The following is a 16587-nucleotide window of genomic DNA, read 5'->3' as shown; positions in this document are numbered from 1 at the left end:
GCCTCCTTTTTTTACTGATGAACAATATACGTAGGGTAGCCGTCCTTTTTAAGCCGTTCGGCCAATCCTTCCGCGTTTTCTTTGTCTTTGAAGGCTCCAACCTGGACCCGATAAAAACCGCCATCTTTTCTCTTCACTTCAACATCTACGGAACGTTTTGAAATAACAATACAATTGGCCTTTGCCTTCGTTAGGCGCGTAAGTTCTTTCTCTAACAATTCGGTGTTCTGGCTGGAAAGTGTATTTTTCATGCTTCCGTCGTCCAGCAAGTAAGATAAATCATACATATCTTCAACCCATGCCACTTTTATTCCCCCCTCTTGAATTTGTTTAGTGAACTGGCTCCATTGCGGAAGGATATGCCGGGGGCAATTTTTCCCGGACCAGTGTTTATGAGGGACCACACGGGAAAGCGGAATATTATGTTTCGCCATCAGATAACGGACTAATTCAACTGCGTTTTGTTTAGCTTTCTCAAAATTCCCATCCGAATTGACGCATATTTCAATACCAATACTTTTCCGGTTGCCGGTCCCGCTCCCTCCGTCGCCTGCGTGCCAAGCCACCTCGTTATCAGGGATACTTTGCCAAATTTCTTTGTCATCGACGGTATAATGCCACGACGCTGCGCGGCTATTCCCGTTATATTGAAGTCTTGCGTGCGCCTCCGCATCCGCTCCACTCTTTGGGTTATCAGTTTCATGAATTGTAATATATTGTGGGTCCATCGCAATCCCTGGCCGGGTCTTTTTATTACTTGCGGGAATGAATTTTTGCTTAATTTTCACTCTTATCTTTTTCCCCTTTCTCGCGCAAAATGTGAATAGCCTGCTTAAACTTCTCGGGAACCGGCAACCCGGCCCGGCCTACGTTTTCAACAATGGAAAGGATTTCATTCACGAGATAGAAAATGGTCATCCCGTCACGGAAAACGGTTCCAGTTCCTAGAATCACGTCGACGAAATGAGCCACGGCAACCAACACCGGCATTAGAACTTTTCGGGCAATTCCTTCCCGGCCGGTCTTACTTGAAAGTTTGCCGCCAACCCAACCAGCCAACAGCCCGGAAAGGTAATCAATGACCATGAGAATAAGCAGAAATTTCAATAGCATAGGAAAACCGCCCCACAAAAAGGAAGCGGCCGCACCAACAACGCCCGAAACGGTTTTGATAATTGTCTCCATGTTTTCCCCTTCTCTTTTTTTATTCAGGTGTTTTGCTAGAATCAATTTTGGGTTGAATCCATTTTATTAACGCATCGCGGACCCCGGTCCAATCCGCTGCCGCTTGTAGCTCCGCTTTTAGTTGTTCGTCCCATGTCATGGGGATAGTAGGGACATGGGCGGCGGCTACTTGGTCAACTGTTGGTTTTTCTGATTCGTCATTTAGTGTAAAAATTAAAGTGGCATAGTAATCCGGCTCGGTTTCATGTCGATAACCAGAAATTATCAAAGGTGAAACCCCGACTGCTTTCAATTCGTTAATAATTTGGTCAACGTTGAATTTACCGTGAATGGTATGTTCTATGCTCATGATGTTGCTTTATCCCCCATTCTGACCACCGTTAGAGATGGTGTATATACATTGGTTACGTTCCATGTTACATTTGACCCGGAATTATTATAGACCCAGGCTCCGATAGTTTGACCGTCGTTTAAGTTGCCAATCCAAGTCAGTGAACTCTCTTTAACTCCTTCCGAACGTGCTACAAAATTGGACGTTGCAGGCGAATCGTTCAAAGTGATTGTATTGATGACGCTTGCTGAACTCATTCTTGTGTTTAGCTTGACTAAATATAGCCCGTTCATTCGGATACTAACCCGCTTGTTGTCGACGTCAGCCATATCAAAATTGTCATATCTTACTGTATCTAAGTTCAATTTTTGATAATTTGTTGATGATGTAACGGTTTGGTCGGCTGCCATACCGATTTCACACACCGGGACCATGTCCACTGACAAAGCGGGCTTTCTTTTGTCCACGATGGTACAGTCCAAACCGGTAGTGGCCCCGTAAGGCACGGCGACTTGAGCCAAGGGAATTTCCCAACGCGAGCCGAAATTCTTTGTTAAACTTGGAGCAGTTGGGTTTGTGGCTTCCGTCCCTTCTATGACTTCAACAGAAATGGTATTTTCAAGCCAATCCAAGCGTAAAACTACCATATCAATCCGGGAATTACCTGACGTCGTGACACTTGATAATGTTTTGTCAATGTTTGAATCCGTATCGAAAAAATGGCCCTGAATCCACGCACTTCCAGTGAATACAATAACTGAAAGCGTAGAATCATCCCCAACCACTTGTAGTTTGTTCTGAATATCGTTCGGGGCAGTGAACGCCCCACCGGGGTTGTCGGGTAAAATACCGTCGTTTCGCCAATATCGGGCCATTTGTGACCATTGTTCTTCCTTGACGTTGGCTCCAGCCCCCGAATCAAAAGGAAAATAAGTAGTTGTCATCTAGTACGCTCCCTCCAAACTGCGTAATTTTTCTTCAATATGGGTCAAAGAATCGACAATATAAGGAACCGGTCCCCCATTGGTCGTAATGACATCATCAGAACCAACAAGAGCCCGGATTTCTTCCGCCCTCTCTTCAGTAAGGGAGATGGCTATTTCTTTGATATAGTCATATACTGCTATTTCCTGGCCTGGGCCGCCTTGGTGAATAGTAACTTTGACAAAATCGCCCAGGTCCCAATCCTTCCCCATTTCCGGGCCGCCTTTGACTTGCGTGATTTGCGCCGTGACGTTTATTTTTCCTATCATGTTTTCATCCGGTTTTTCTTTCCCGTCTTCCAGCTTCAATGCGTCCCAGGCTGCTTGTTTTAATTCGTTAACGTCGACGGTTCCGCGCTTGTCAATGAATTCTACGACGTTTCCCCAACGGTTCCGGGACCATTCATTTCCTGAATACGCGAATTTTCTATAGACAGGCGTCGTTCCTCCGTCCTGTCCGCCGCCAACAAGAACAAAATTTCGGTCCGGTCGTTCATAGGTGTAGTCATATCCTATCAGGTTCCGTAACCGTTCGGAAAATTCTACACCTTTTGCCCATCGGTCCACCCAGGGGACTAATTTAAATTCAAGCTTGTTAGAATCGTTTACAACTATGTCGAAATTGTAGCCGGGTATATGCAAAATAATATCCTGGCAGACTTTCAACAGCTTGTCGAAACGGGCGATATAATAGACGTTGTTCCCCCGGTCCTGGTTGGTTTCTATAACTAGGCCCGGTATTTTTCTTTCTGCTACTGCGTTCGGGCCGATATTCAAGTCGATATAATTCTTTAAAACTCTCTCGGCTGCACCGCTCCGCGAATCATACGCCGAATTAAACGTTGTCGTATAATGCCAGGGGTCCGGTAAGGCCAATTCGGACGTAAGATATATTTTCTCATCGGCTCCAGAAAGGGTTAACGTTCTTTCTTCTCCGTTTTTTCGCCGTTCAATCCTTGTTAATGGTCCAGTAAAGAACCGGGAACCATTGCGCCATACCTCAAGGCCGAATTGTTCGTTTTGGTATTCGTGTCGTAGCTCTGTGCAGTCAAAGTCAACCTCTAACAACCAGGAACCCACTTTATTCCGTCGCTTAACCATTTCTAGGCGTTTATATTTGCTTATTTGCTGAACCTGCTTTAAATCGGAATTACGACGGATAAAAATTTGATAATTTGAACAGGTCATGACTACACCACCAAATGACGAGTCTGATAGTTTAAATCCACCTTCGTTTCGCTCGCGGGCCCGGCAATCTCAACCCGTATTTTATTTTCACCAGGTTGAAAGCCAAACAAAACGGAATCAGGTGAACGGTATTCAAATAAATTTGTTCCGTCGCTCCGCTCGATTAGATAATTGCCTGGCCGGGCGTCGACCGTCGCATATCGGGAGTATCCGATTATAGCCCCGTTCTCTACGTTGCCATCAATCAAAAACGCTTCACCTGTAGTCAAATTTGACACTTTAAAAAAATCGGCCGGCCCGTAAATGGTCCAAACAGGGTACGCGGTTGCGTCGCCGTCATTGTTGATGGTTACCTCTCCAAAACTCCCTGCATAATTCAATGTCAACGGGAAAAACGGGAAAAACGACGTCGTTGTTGATTGTTCGGTAATTGTTATCGACGTGCTAGCCTCCGAATAAAAATAAGGGTCATATGCTATCAGGACAAGGGGCAACGTTTGGGTTGTTGTTGTCAATTCGTCAGGATTTTCTTGCCCCTTCAAGCCGTCCAGGTATCGGCAATATAAAACTCTCACTATTCCGTCTGGTGTCGTGACTTGTAACTTACCATCACCAAAAAGAGGACTAAATGCTTTCATATATTTTCTTACGTTCTGGCGTAATTCGGCTGGATTGGCCCCTGATACCCTTAATCGCATTCTTATTTCCCTAGGTTCAATGTTGAGCCGCCGGACGGTTTTCCCTTCTTGAATGGACGTTCCAGAACATTCATCCTCTATCGGGACCGCTTCTTCAACATAAGAAACGGGAGGCATAAAAAACCCCTCCCGGTCAAACAAAACTTTTATATCTGATTGGCCTGTTAGGGAGTACTCCGTTCCGTCGCTCCGTATCCATTTAATAGAGTCCATATAACCACATCTCCCGCGAAACCGCCCGCGCGGTTGAATAACCTATTTTTTCGTTGTCTGTGTAATTGTTTACAGTTATATTGAGCCCGCCGCCGATGCCCATTTGTGAGGCTATAGCCTTTGCAAAGGGTTCCATGCGTCGCCCGGACAGCGGTACAACTGCTTCCGGCCCGGCTTCCCCAATGACTCCCGCCGTTGCTCCGTTCACAATCCCGCCCGACGCGAAAAATCTAAATTTCGGGATAACCGCACGGGCCGCGCCTTTTGCGACTTCTACCCAATTAACATCAACTTGCGGCAATTTCGGCTTTGGGATAGTAATTTTCATGCTTGAAAATGCTTTTTTAATTTTGTCGATGATACCAGTGATTGTGTCGTAGGCGTCTTCTATCGGCTTGGTTATAGCTTTTTTTATGTTTTCCCATGCGGTGCTTGCGTTTGTTTTTATATTGTTCCATTTGTTAGAAACTATTTTTTTAAGCCCCTCTAATACAGAGTTTGCATTATTTCTCAATTCGTTGATTTTGTTTTTTACAATTTGCTTCAATCCGTCCCAAGCCTTTTCTGCGTCTGGTTTCAGCGAATCCCATTTGACCAACTTACTCAAGTCAATCAAACCTATATCATCATCCCATTTTAAATTTGCGGGGTTGAAGGCTCGGTTTAACGATTGTTTGAATTTTTGTTTCAATGGTTCCCAGTTTATATTTTCTACTTTTTGCCCGGATATTTTTTCGGCCGCGCTTTGTAAAAGACTTTGTGCAAAACCCGCCGGAAGTGTTTCCCATAAGTATTTCCCCAGGCTTTCCAAGTTTATTTTTGAAAACATTCCCTGGAATAAACCGATAATAAAGGCATGAGGGGCAAGGGCGCTTTCTCCGGCCTTCCGGCCTTCTTGGGCGGTCATCGCTGAACTAATAACCCCGGCGAGGGCTTCCGAAATGGCCGTCTTGATTGATGCCTCAATGGCTTTTAGGTTTTTGGTTCCGTTCACAATCGCTTTACCTAACCACACGCCGAACCCATGGGCCGCTTGGGTCGTCTCCCCTTTTTCCAGGTGTTCCCCGGTTTTTTTATCAATCTCTTTTACAACTCCAACAACAAATTTCCCGGCCTTGGTAAGGAATGTTTGGGTAACTTTCGCCCAATCTATTTTGTCAATCCATGCGGTGATTTTATCGGTTAAATCGCCTAGCTTGTCAAACGCATTTCTAATCCCTTGAACCATGTTTTTGCCTAGTTGTTCCCAATTGACTTTACTTAATTTATCTAACGCGGCATTTACTTTTTCTCTTATGATTTTCCCCAACTTATCCAACATATTAAAGAAGGGCTCGGCCCCTTTGGACGTTTTAAGAATTTTCGCTGCTAGCAATCCCAACGCGGCCACAATCCAGCCAATTGGCCCGGATAAGAAAGTAAGCGCTTGCCCTAAACCGCCTAACATTAAAACCAACGCCCCGCCGAACATTAAAACCGGGCCTAGCGCAACTATCAGACCTCCTAGGGCTATAACAAGTTCTTTCATTTGCGGGGAAAGATTTTGAAACCATTTAGAAATACGTTCAACCATATTAATAAATTTGGGCATATACTTTACGGCCATATCAAGAATAGCCTGCCCGACCGGGGCCAATGCCTTTTTTAACTTTTTGAACCCGTCGGCCAATTTCTTAACCGCCTTTTCGCCCTTCTTCGTTTCCTTTGCCGCCATAACCGCCAACGTACCAAGCAAAAGAAAAGGAAGTCCTATGGCTTGCGTTAAGTTTTCCCCGGTATCAATCATGCCTTCGCCCATTCGCCCGAAACGCTCCGAAATATCCCCGATAACCCCGCGAATGGTCCGCCCGGTTTCTTGCATCCGTTCTTCTAGCTGCTCGGCTCCTCTTTCGGCCTCTTCTATGCCGTCCGTGAATTCGTCGGAATCCATGAACAACTTTACAAAAACCTCACCCACTTTAGCCACCAGGATTTATCCCCCTTTCCTTCGCTTTTTCCAGGGCTCGCGCAATCTCGTCAGGGTATTTCTTTTTCCTGGTTTCGTTCGGGAATCTTTTAGGCGGTTTTCCTATCAAATTTTCCGGCTTCATTTTCTTTTTACCAAACGCGCTTATCAATATGGCCGCTATAACGGCTGTTTGTTTCCATTCGTCGTAGTTTTTGACACGAGTCCGCCATTGGATGGATTCAGCTACAACAGATAGCCGGCTCAATGGCATATCCAAAACATCATCCAGAGCCCAACCGGTTTCACAACAAACAAAGACGGACAAGTCAATCAAATATTGGGCCGTGTCGTCCAGGCTGGTTATTTGGCTTTCTTCCGAATCTGCATCGCCATCATGACCGCCTGGTAAACCTTGAAAAAATTTAGTTTTAAATACACCTCAATAGCTTCCGCCCATTCGTCAAAATAGGCGTTAAAAACTTGCTCTTCGCTTACGCCTGGAGCGATAAGTTGGGCCAATTCTACCAGTTTGGTTTCTATAGCTCCCATTAGTACATTTGCCACGTTTTCTTTCGTGAATTCTTTACCGCCAATCTCGTTCGCCTCAGCCATTACTTCGCCGATAAACCTCAGGAACTTCAAATTGTGACCGATTGTTTGGGGTTGGATTTTGACCGGTTGACCGGCAATTATAACCTCTTGCCCTTCCGCCATGAATCTGGCCGCTTTTTCGCTCATTTGATAACCTCCTATGACTCCCTATAATAGATTTCGCCATTCGCCATAAATTCCAATTCTTCCGTTACTACGCCGTCGTTAGGGGTTTCGATACTATCCGTAGTAATTGCCCCTGTGAATTCATATCTAATATTGTTTGTCTCGTCTACATACAGGATGATGATTAAATCATCATCGCCCAACTTTTCAAAAAAAGTTCCATTCGCCCAATACCAGGAGAATGACCCGGAACCGCTTTTCCTGGTCGGCGTTACGTCGTTCCAACCGTCGCCAAATGTCGGCGTATCTTGTACTTCCTGTTCTAAATCTAATGACCATTCAAAACCGGCAACAATTGTTTCTATGGGATACGCTGCCGCATCCACCCGAAAGGAATCGGTTGAAACCTGGGGCGCATTGAAAACAATTCGCCCGCCGACGTATTCTATTTTGTAATCGCTGGCCGGGACTGTTGTCCAGTTGGTTCCGTCGCTTGATTTTTCAACTGTTACGGCGGCCGAACGGTCCCAATACCGTTTCGTTTCGTCGCTCACGATATAAGTTGTTTGGTCCCCGCTGTCAGTGAGCGGAACATCCGTAAAGGCTACGGACGGGCCTGACTTTACTTTAATCGCTCCTAAAAAACCCTGCTTTGCCAATTGCCTGCCCTCCTTTATAGCGAAGGACCGGGGTTAATGCTCCCCGGTCTTACGTAAATGTCAACGGCCCGGAACCTGTAAACTCAAATTCGACAGTAACCTTGTCATCAACGGGCGTCTCATTCCCTTGACTGGTGATATATGCCGTTCCGCTATAAAAATTTGTTTCATTCGTATATAGTTCAAGGCTGATAGGTGTGCTGTTTAGCAAGGCATCTTGTAGGGCTTTTTGTCCGTTCGTGTCGCCCATGTTCCAGGAACCCCCGAAAGAACCAGCCCAACTTTTCAAACCTGGAATCATACCAGTCCAGGAATCACCGAAACTGGTGTCATCCAGGTCCGCAACCTCAATTTCTAATTCCCATGAAGAAAGGTCTATGACTTCATTTGCTCCAATCCTTACCTTACCCTTAAACCCTTGGGTTGCTGCCATCTTTACGCCTCCTCTTCGATTACTTCAAGCGAAAATAAATGAAGGTAGTACGGGTTTTGAACATCCGTTACTACCTCCAAAGAACCGGCCGTTATTTCGGCCCGTTGTGCTATTCCGTTCAAGTCCGGGGCAGCCCGGAATGCGTTGATATATTGGTTAACTAAATCTTTTGTCGTGTCGGCTGCCGTCGCCGCATCACTCCCTAACCCAACATATAACCGCAACTCCCAAGAATAAGTAATTTCGCGTTTTTTAAAGCGGTTTCTACTCTGAAAGAATTGGTTATAATTTAGCGTTATAGCTGGAAGAAAGGGGAAACTTTTAGGCTCATGGTCATAGACAGCCACGCCTGGGACAGATTGAAGGACCGTCATTATTTCAGCTTCTAACGTTTTTATGCTCACAATTTGGCCTCCCTGATTGCTTTTCTTACCAAGCGTGGTACATTGGCCTGTGTAGTCGATGCGGAACGTTTTAAATATCTTTTCGGCTTTATCTTTACTTCCTTTACAGTGACCCAACGGTTACCGATTTTAAACCGTAGGTATTTGGCCCGTTTTGCTCGTATCTTTCCACCTTCTTCTTGTATCCTGGCGTAAATGATATTTGTTCCGTATCGGCCCCCCTTGCTGCTGCTGTCCAGGACATGAATAGACCGGCGAAGATGACCGGTCTTAACAGGTGAATTCTTTTTCGCCTCGCCCACGCCGAAAGCCAAAATATTATTTACCGCTTGCCGGGCTGCTGCTTCCATCTTCAGACCGCTATTTTGAAACGATTTCCGATTTATTTTCACTTCAACGCCTGCAGCCATCATATCACCGCCATTTTACGAACCTTGTACGGGTCCAACATTTTTAACGCTGTTGTCGGGAACCGCCATTGCCCCGTTATAACCTCCGATTCGCCATAAGTTGAAGAATAGTCCAGCGTGTCGCGCTTGAACCAGTAATGACAAATTAATAACGCGGCCTGTTTAATGCCTTGGGGTATATCTTCATGCGTCGCCCCGTATCCTGACGAATAGTTGACGGTTACGTTTTGTCGTCCTTCTGGGAAAACATCATCCATATACAGAATGCCGAATTCATAGAAACCTATTGCCGCCGTTTTATCTACTCCGTCAACGACAACGGACGAAACAGAAAGAACCGGCACTTTAGAAAGTTTGATTTCGTCGTGTCCGGTTCCGTCTATCTTTTCTGTTATTGATTCGGTTATGATTGGCCCGCCGACATATTCACGGCAATAATCAGACGCCCTATATATCAATGATTCGACAAGTTTATATTTGTCGTCCGTATCCGCCGGCAATGGTTGTTTGACGTATTGAAAGAATTCTTCAACGGTTATTAGTGCAGCCATAATCACTCAACGCCTTTTTTCTTGTGTTGGCGGCCGGTTTTCTTTGGTGCTTCTTTCTTGTCGGTTACACGTTCAACCAAAATGAAATGGCTTGGCCAACTCTTTAAAAGCCGCTCAGCCTTTTCGTCGTCATATTCTCGAACCTCATTCAATTGCTCCCCGTTCGGTCCTTCCAGTCCTAAATACTTTAATTTGACCACCTTTACACCTCCAAACAAAACCTAAATAAATGGGCGGGGATAAAGCCCGCCCATTATATTGATTATTAGGAGTCTAATTCCATATAAACCGTTCCAACGGCAATGCCTTTTCTCATATTCCCGTCGGTTGATGCCGGGGTTTGTAATGCTACGCGTTCGGTTCCGACAATATCAATAGTGTCCTGCTTGATATTTTGGTCGGTCTTAAGAGTGAGGGTACGGCGGTCGCCCATACGCGGAATCATACGATTGACTAAAAGAACCTTGTGCGCGTCGTTTTCAGTCCCCGTCCCGGTATTGTCGACTTTCATGTCTGGGCAAGTGGTTACGAAAATCGGAATGCCGTATACCTTCCCGACTTCGCCCGTTAAAATGGTCGCTTGGTTTCCGTATTTGTCCAGGGTCCGTACCGGTTCTTGGTCAATCATCCATGCCCAAATCTCCGGGCCAATCACCAAGGCCAATTGATTAGGGTTAATTCCATACGGGCCCATTTTCCCGCGTAATTTGCTGATGAATTCAAGGCCGCCCGTGTATTCAGAACCTGCGGCAATTGCTCCAAAATCTTGAGTAACCCCAGCAACTTCCAAAAGGCCGTCAAATTCGGTAATGTCCGTACCTGTTGCGCTTGCACCATACCACTTTCCAGCAATCACTGCATTTTCTTCTTCGGCTGCTGCCCCTTCTGCAATCGCTTGGCGGATTTCACCAATAACAGGGATTAAGCTATCTTCTTCCGCCTCAGTGGTCAATGGAACATAAGAACCTAATTTTGCGGCAGTTAAAGTCATGTCAGAAATAAAATCCGTTTCGTTTTGGCCTACGTTGGCGTTTTGGCTTACATAGAAAGTGTTTGCCCGGCCGGTACGTAACGGGATACGGTAGGGGTTACTCGGCATATCAATTACATTCAAGAAATTCCGAACAGTAACAAGGTCCGTTTTGGCTCTGATGATTTCGCGGGCTAATTCAGTCATGGCCCAATCGTCGGCGTTACTTGTCGTGAAAGTGATGGCCGCTTTTTGGTTAACATTTCGGACGTTCATAGTCTTTCTTCCCATACAAATATCAACCAGAGCTTTATCAGTCTTGCTCAAATTTCCGGCTCGGTCCGTTACTGGGAATTCTAATTTCTTCCGGCGGCGTTCTTCTTTCGTTTTCTCTTGTAACATCTTCTGAAAAAATTCTTCTACGAGTTGTTTTTCTTCCAACTCTTGGTTTACAATCTCTTTCGCCTTTGCTTCCGCTTCCGCCTCAGCCTTTTTCATGGCCGCCCGTGCTTTTTCCTCGGCTTTATATCGGTTGACTTCCTTTTCTAACGAATCTATACGCTCCATTACCTGTTTAACATTGTTCAAGTCCATGTTTCAATTCCTCCTTAGCGGTGAGTAAGTTTATATAGTCCTCGATAAATTTGGCCCTAAAATCAGACGCTTCCACCGTCTTCTTCTCGGGCTCGGCTGCTTTCTCCTCAATAGGCGGCCGACCCACCGGTCCGGGCTCGCTTCCCTGCATCTTGCGTTCCTCAATGTCCAACCCTTTCCAGGCTTTCGACAAACTAAAAAGCGCGTTAGGGTTAGCAGGAATCCCTACAATAGAGATTTCCAACAATTTCACGCGCTTGATAATTGGATAATCATATTCAAAAACACCACCGATACTGAAAGCCCTTAATAATCCCTCCTGCACCTTTTCGCGGACCATTTTTGTAAATTCGTCCTGAGCATTAGACAATTGAACTTTCACCCATAACCCAACGTTGTCTATTTTTGCATCTACAACTTTTCCAACTACGGACCGGATTTCGTTTCTATGGTCGGCCAAAATAACCGGGTTTTTCGCGTATTCGCTCATTGTGTCATCAAACGCCCCAGGTGCTACGGTTTCGCCGTCCAGGTCCTCTGTGAAAGTGGACGCATACCCTTCTACATAAATAAAACCGTCTTCTTCTTTGACAGCTTTAAAATCGGCGTATAGTTTGAACTCTTTCTTTTTTACTTCTTGGCCCCCGGTAGCCTTAACATCTTTTTGCTCATCTTCTCGGCCCATTCCTCGCCCTCCTTTCGCGCTATTTCCTCAAAGGATAGGCCGTCCAGGTCAACATATGGGGCAAATGCCCTTGTGCAGTTCGGATGGTCTTTTGGGTTGGCCCTGGCTTTTTCAATGCTCCAAACTTGGCCGTTAGCTCGTCGACATTCTTCGTCCCAGTCCACACCGTCGAGAACATATACTTCCGACTGTCCTAACTCTTCGTAGGCCAATAAATCGGCCAAATTGTAGGCGTCTGCTGATTCACTTCTCGCTATCATTTCGGCCCGGTAGCCTCTGGCCTGCTCAAACACTCCTGCAATACCTTTGAAATTTTCCTCCGGGTTTCCGTGCGCTATTTGGTTGATAGAATATCCGCGTCGCATCCCCTCCGTTACTTGGTCGATTACGGCTTTCCGCGTTGTCTCATTGATTCGCGTTATCTTCCGGCCTAAATTTTGTATTAGTTCCGCATGTTTCGGGTTGTCCAGGTCAAACCTCAAATCTTCCTCAAACCAGGAACCGGCCTTTTCATATGCAGATTTTGCGACAGTGATATGAAGGACTCTCATAAGCTCGGCCAATTGCTCATCTTCCGTCAATTGGTCCCATAATTCGTTAGGAATGAATTGATATGCCTTTCTTGCCAATAGCCGGTTTAATACTCGTTTTTCTTGCTCATTGAAAAAGTTGATAATATCCGGGACAAAAATTTTCTTTGCTAACGCTAAATAAGCGATGCGGGACCGTTGGAAAGAATCTGTTATGCTTTTCCAGGCCTTCGCGCCTTCCTCGTCTTCCGGTGTTGGTCTTTTCGGTTCCGGCAGCGTTATTTCGTCACCTTTAGGCATCGGGTCATAACCCAGCCTTTCGCGCACCTCGTTAACTGTGAGAATACCGGCCTCCTTGAGCGCAACCGCCTGATTAACGTTTGCTTCCTCGTCTTCCTTGACCATTTCGTCAAACTCGACGTGATTATTGCCAAAACGCGGGGCCAGTTCGTTGTTTATCACGTCCTGAAGGTCCATCAATCGCGGGGCCATCGTTTCGGACCAAAATGTTCTATCTTGTTCTTCGGAGTTGGAATAGTTCGCGTTCTCCATGATTCCAATTTTGGCCGGCGGCACACCAAACGCGGCCAATATTTGGTCACGGTTAAACTTTGCCATGCCCAAAAATTCCATGTCCTTCTGACTCAAACTAATTTCTTTGAATTCTAAACCCTTCTGCAGAACGGCCACTTTATGAAAATTGTTCACACCCCGGAACATCTGCTTAACTTCCCGTTTTAGCTGCTCAAAAGTATGTTCCGGTATTGTGTCAGGCGTCGTTAAAACCCCGGATAACTTGGCCCCGTTCTTAAAAAATGCCTTGTCGTAACTGCTTCTGTATTGCTCTGTTTCCAGCATGGCTGCAATCCCCTGCAACGTACCCAGGCCGTAATATGGATTGAACGGGTTAAAGTTTTTGAAGTGTAAAACCTCGTCTTTATCAAGCGGTATTTGTTTGCCGTTCACCTCGTAGACGTAGCCCCTTATCATTTCCTGTTTATCAGGAACGACAGCCATATGCCGGGAATCTAACAACCAAATATTTTTTGGCCGTCCGCGCCCGTCTATGTCTTCCAGAAACCAGTAGGCATTCCCGTTTAACTCCTTCCATGTTTGCGTACCTTCCAGGAGTTGCCGGCCGGTCATAAAAGGGTTGGGCCGTTGTAAAATTTTCGCCAACGGGTCGCCTATTAATTCGTTATCTCCGTTACCCTGGTAGACACGAAGGGGTGTTCGTTTCACGCTCGTGGCCAACAAGCGGACGCAAGTATACACCCATGAAATTGCAAGCATTATTTCTTCGTTTGTTTTTATCGGATTGTATACCTGTCGCCCGTCGTCGTAATCTCGTACATCTAGAATGCTTTTTCGGCCATATGACACCAGCCCGAAGACTTTAGACCAAAAACCCAAATATTTCACCCCCTTTGCATCAATCTTCGTCATCAAATAAACGTGCAAAACGTTCCGCCCGCTCGTTCTCGTATATTGGTGTTTTCTTCTCTTCCAGGTCAACCGGAATGAGCAACGGTCCGTAATCCTTCCGCGCCCATACAGCTAACGCCAACGATATAACCGAATCATCATGCTGGCCCTCCGGGGCGTTGTATCGTATGTTCCCGGCTCGGGTAATCTCATATTGGAACATATCCAGTTCATTCAATAGAACCGGTATATCAGGGTAACTGATTTCCTGCCGCTCAATCCTAACGGCCAAATGCTCGATTAAATGCTGTTTAGTAACGTTTGTCAAGGTGTAGCCTTCGACATCCAAACCCCGGCGGACGGCCATTTCCAACAACGGGTCACCTACGCCCGTGCTATCCATCAGGATTTTAGCATTGTTGAATTTTCGGGCCGTTGTCTCTACTCGGTCCATTTGCAACGTATAATCTAATTTATTAAACCGCTCCCAGGCGACAACATGGCCCGTCTTCACGTCCACACAAGTTAAAACAGTGAAGTCCGTCGTTTTTGCCACGTCTAAACCCAGCACGTAAGCCCGGCCCGGCTCCGGTTCTTCAAATGAGCCTTTGACACATTGACGAATACCCCGGAAAACACCTGCCGCATCATCTAAAAATTCCGCCTCGTACTCCTGGCGGAAAATATCAGACGGAATCGACGCCTTGGCCTCTTCTATTTCCTGCGGGGCAATATAGGGATTGGCCGATGTTGGGAATCTCCAAGACTCATATTGCAGAAATTCCGGGTCTTGCCCTCGCGTCCATATGTGATAGAACCAATTCTTCCCTTTTGGTGTTGATATGATGATTGCCCGGCCGTTTGTGTCGCTCAATGTTGGCCTTAGGACAGCCGTCCAGGCTTCCTCTTTCACGTCCGCCGCCTCATCAACAACTAGGAAATTAACCGCGAATCCGCGAAGATTATCGAATTTTTCAAGGGAATGAAATTGTATTTTGCCGCCGGATAGAAAATTAATTTCCATTACGGGCGATTCTCTAAACGATTTAATAGCCCCTTTAAAATGCCGTTTGACAAGCTCGTAAATGTTCCGGCATTGCTTATACGTCGGGGCCGTCCACCAACATAAATGATTCGGGTTCTCCCAAGCGTGTTTTACTATCTCATTAGCGGCCATGAACGATTTCCCAAACCGTCGGCCACACGTTGCGACACGGAACCGCGCCGTTGATTGGTGCATGGGTATTTGTCCAGGATGCGGCCGGTATAGCTTGATTTTGTATGCTTGACTCATCCGGCTCGCTCCTTTATTAACTTGTTCTCACTTTCGACATCTCGACGTAGGCCGGGTTTAACTCAATTCCGATATATTGGCGCTTTAATTCTGAAGCAACCAGACCAACCGTCCCGCTACCGAAAAACGGGTCTAGTACGATTCCTTTCCCGCTTCCGTCGTTGTCTTCGCATTTGCAAACCGGTTCCCAACCAATAGTATTTACAATGGTATCACCGGCGCGACCATGTCCATTTTTAAATATGGTTTCTTCTCCCAAATATTCGCGGTGGTTTTTTTTAGATGGTCCCCGACCTTCTTTATTTACGGTTAACCGCTCCGTTTTTCTTGCCCACGGCGCACCACAATGCGGGCAAGTTTTTTCCGGGCATCCGGCTAAAATACACGGCTTTATCAAGTCTGGCGGAAACACGGCGAAATGTGCGCCTTTAAACGGTTTTGTTGATACGTTCCACACCGTTCGTTTGTTCTTCCCTCGTTCGGCGTAATTTTCATTACCGAATCCGGTATGAGGTTGCAAACCGGTTCCTTTATTTTTCTTGTTGTTAATCCTATTGCGTGTTCCCCAATCTTTGGCCGGTTCCCGTATCGCGTCCGCGTCGTAGTAGTACCGCGGCGATTTCGTCAAAAGGAAAATATATTCATGGGCTTTTGTCGGTCTATCTTTCATGCTTTCCGGCATGGCGTTAGGCTTGTTCCATATGATATCACTTCTTAAATACCATCCGATTTCTTGCAATGCCTCAACCCACGCATACCGGCGTAATCGTTCTTCCACCAATTGAACCATTTCCCAATCACCAAATAACCGCGCTTCTTTCAACCAATCGGCCCATTGCGCGATACTTGCGGCGGGAATTACGGTCATACCTTGTAAAGCGAAGGCTACGCGCCAAGGGATTCCAGCAAGGTCTTTCGGTTTTAATCCCGTTGGTATTTTACGGGCGGGTTTCTCTAACTTGTCTATATTCCTATTTGCCCCCGTCACAGACTTCCGCCCATTGCCGCCGTTAAACTTCGTCGCGTAACTATCCCCCAGGTTTAACCACAACGTACCATCTTTTCTTAACACTCGCCGCACTTCCCGGAATACTTCAACCAACTTTTTTACGTATTCTTCCGGCGTCGGCTCCAGTCCAATCTGGCCATTAACGCCATAATCACGAAGGTTCCAGTATGGCGGAGAAGTAACGCAACAATGAATACTATCATTAGGTAACTTTTTCAACTCTTTTATACAATCGCCTTGAATTATCATTGTTAACCTCCACAATATGAACCCTTTTAACTTATTGAGCAAGAGAGGGGCACGGGTATAATCCATAAGGTTATCCCGCTCCTGTCCTGCTCAATAAGTTAAAAAAGAACC

The 16587-nt window shown here is 46.0% G+C and carries 20 protein-coding genes; all 20 read right to left on the bottom strand.

All coding sequences use genetic code 11. The features are described from left to right. Positions 1-11: 11 nt before the first annotated feature. Positions 12-788: an N-acetylmuramoyl-L-alanine amidase gene (locus I8U27_RS21035; RefSeq protein ID WP_181752333.1), complete on the bottom strand. Its 777-nt coding sequence runs from the start codon at positions 786-788 to the stop codon at positions 12-14. Then, positions 778-1185, bottom strand: a complete 408-nt coding sequence (locus I8U27_RS12380; protein ID WP_181752334.1) for a phage holin family protein — start codon at positions 1183-1185, stop codon at positions 778-780. The genes I8U27_RS21035 and I8U27_RS12380 overlap by 11 nt, the downstream gene beginning before the upstream one ends. Before the next feature lie 19 nt (positions 1186-1204). Continuing rightward, positions 1205-1534, bottom strand: a complete 330-nt coding sequence (locus tag I8U27_RS12375) for a hypothetical protein (RefSeq protein WP_181752335.1) — start codon at positions 1532-1534, stop codon at positions 1205-1207. Beyond that, the gene (locus I8U27_RS12370) at positions 1531-2460 is read right to left on the bottom strand and encodes a hypothetical protein (RefSeq protein WP_181752336.1); all 930 of its coding nucleotides are present in this window, start codon (positions 2458-2460) and stop codon (positions 1531-1533) included. Before I8U27_RS12370 ends, I8U27_RS12375 begins: the two co-directional genes overlap by 4 nt. Then, a complete protein-coding gene (locus I8U27_RS12365; RefSeq protein WP_181752337.1) occupies positions 2461-3687 on the bottom strand; it encodes a Gp37-like protein in 1227 nt (408 codons plus the stop codon). Positions 3688-3689: 2 nt separating this feature from the next. Beyond that, positions 3690-4598, bottom strand: a complete 909-nt coding sequence (locus I8U27_RS12360; protein WP_181752338.1) for a phage tail family protein — start codon at positions 4596-4598, stop codon at positions 3690-3692. Further along, the gene (locus I8U27_RS12355; RefSeq protein WP_181752339.1) at positions 4585-6564 is read right to left on the bottom strand and encodes a phage tail tape measure protein; all 1980 of its coding nucleotides are present in this window, start codon (positions 6562-6564) and stop codon (positions 4585-4587) included. Before I8U27_RS12355 ends, I8U27_RS12360 begins: the two co-directional genes overlap by 14 nt. After that, positions 6557-6823, bottom strand: coding sequence for a hypothetical protein (locus I8U27_RS12350; protein WP_181752340.1), 267 nt, complete (start codon positions 6821-6823; stop codon positions 6557-6559). The genes I8U27_RS12355 and I8U27_RS12350 overlap by 8 nt, the downstream gene beginning before the upstream one ends. A gap of 83 nt (positions 6824-6906) precedes the next feature. Next, the gene (locus I8U27_RS12345) at positions 6907-7284 is read right to left on the bottom strand and encodes a hypothetical protein (protein WP_181752341.1); all 378 of its coding nucleotides are present in this window, start codon (positions 7282-7284) and stop codon (positions 6907-6909) included. An 11-nt stretch (positions 7285-7295) separates the two neighbouring features. Further along, complete coding sequence (locus tag I8U27_RS12340) at positions 7296-7922, bottom strand: hypothetical protein (protein ID WP_181752342.1); 627 nt, start codon at positions 7920-7922, stop codon at positions 7296-7298. A gap of 49 nt (positions 7923-7971) precedes the next feature. Then, positions 7972-8355, bottom strand: a complete 384-nt coding sequence (locus tag I8U27_RS12335; RefSeq protein ID WP_181752343.1) for a phage tail tube protein — start codon at positions 8353-8355, stop codon at positions 7972-7974. 2 nt (positions 8356-8357) lie between these two features. Beyond that, complete coding sequence (locus I8U27_RS12330) at positions 8358-8759, bottom strand: hypothetical protein (protein ID WP_181752344.1); 402 nt, start codon at positions 8757-8759, stop codon at positions 8358-8360. After that, a complete protein-coding gene (locus I8U27_RS12325; protein WP_181752345.1) occupies positions 8756-9169 on the bottom strand; it encodes an HK97 gp10 family phage protein in 414 nt (137 codons plus the stop codon). Before I8U27_RS12325 ends, I8U27_RS12330 begins: the two co-directional genes overlap by 4 nt. Further along, a complete protein-coding gene (locus tag I8U27_RS12320; protein WP_181752346.1) occupies positions 9169-9720 on the bottom strand; it encodes a hypothetical protein in 552 nt (183 codons plus the stop codon). Before I8U27_RS12320 ends, I8U27_RS12325 begins: the two co-directional genes overlap by 1 nt. 2 nt (positions 9721-9722) lie before the next feature. Next, positions 9723-9920 (bottom strand): hypothetical protein, encoded by a 198-nt coding sequence (locus tag I8U27_RS12315; RefSeq protein ID WP_181752347.1) that lies wholly within the window; start codon positions 9918-9920, stop codon positions 9723-9725. 65 nt (positions 9921-9985) lie between these two features. Beyond that, entirely contained in the window at positions 9986-11284 is a 1299-nt protein-coding gene (locus I8U27_RS12310; RefSeq protein WP_181752348.1) for a phage major capsid protein, read from the bottom strand. Then, on the bottom strand, positions 11265-11969 hold the full coding sequence (locus tag I8U27_RS12305; RefSeq protein ID WP_181752349.1) for an HK97 family phage prohead protease: 705 nt from the start codon (positions 11967-11969) through the stop codon (positions 11265-11267). Before I8U27_RS12305 ends, I8U27_RS12310 begins: the two co-directional genes overlap by 20 nt. Next, positions 11915-13912 carry a phage portal protein gene (locus tag I8U27_RS12300; RefSeq protein WP_181752350.1) on the bottom strand — a complete coding sequence of 666 codons (1998 nt, stop codon included), beginning with the start codon at positions 13910-13912 and terminating at the stop codon, positions 11915-11917. Before I8U27_RS12300 ends, I8U27_RS12305 begins: the two co-directional genes overlap by 55 nt. Positions 13913-13931: 19 nt before the next feature. Next, positions 13932-15218 carry a terminase large subunit domain-containing protein gene (locus I8U27_RS12295; protein ID WP_181752351.1) on the bottom strand — a complete coding sequence of 429 codons (1287 nt, stop codon included), beginning with the start codon at positions 15216-15218 and terminating at the stop codon, positions 13932-13934. Positions 15219-15234: 16 nt separating this feature from the next. Continuing rightward, positions 15235-16476 carry a DNA-methyltransferase gene (locus I8U27_RS20660; protein ID WP_232345451.1) on the bottom strand — a complete coding sequence of 414 codons (1242 nt, stop codon included), beginning with the start codon at positions 16474-16476 and terminating at the stop codon, positions 15235-15237. Between the last annotated feature and the right edge of the window lie 111 nt (positions 16477-16587).

Origin of the sequence: Paenactinomyces guangxiensis, assembly GCF_016055185.1 — a bacterium.
Taxonomy (GTDB): Bacteria; Bacillota; Bacilli; order Thermoactinomycetales; family Thermoactinomycetaceae; genus Paenactinomyces; species Paenactinomyces guangxiensis.
The sequence above is the reverse complement of the archived record's forward strand: the minus strand, read 5'-3'. Positions and strand labels throughout refer to the sequence as shown.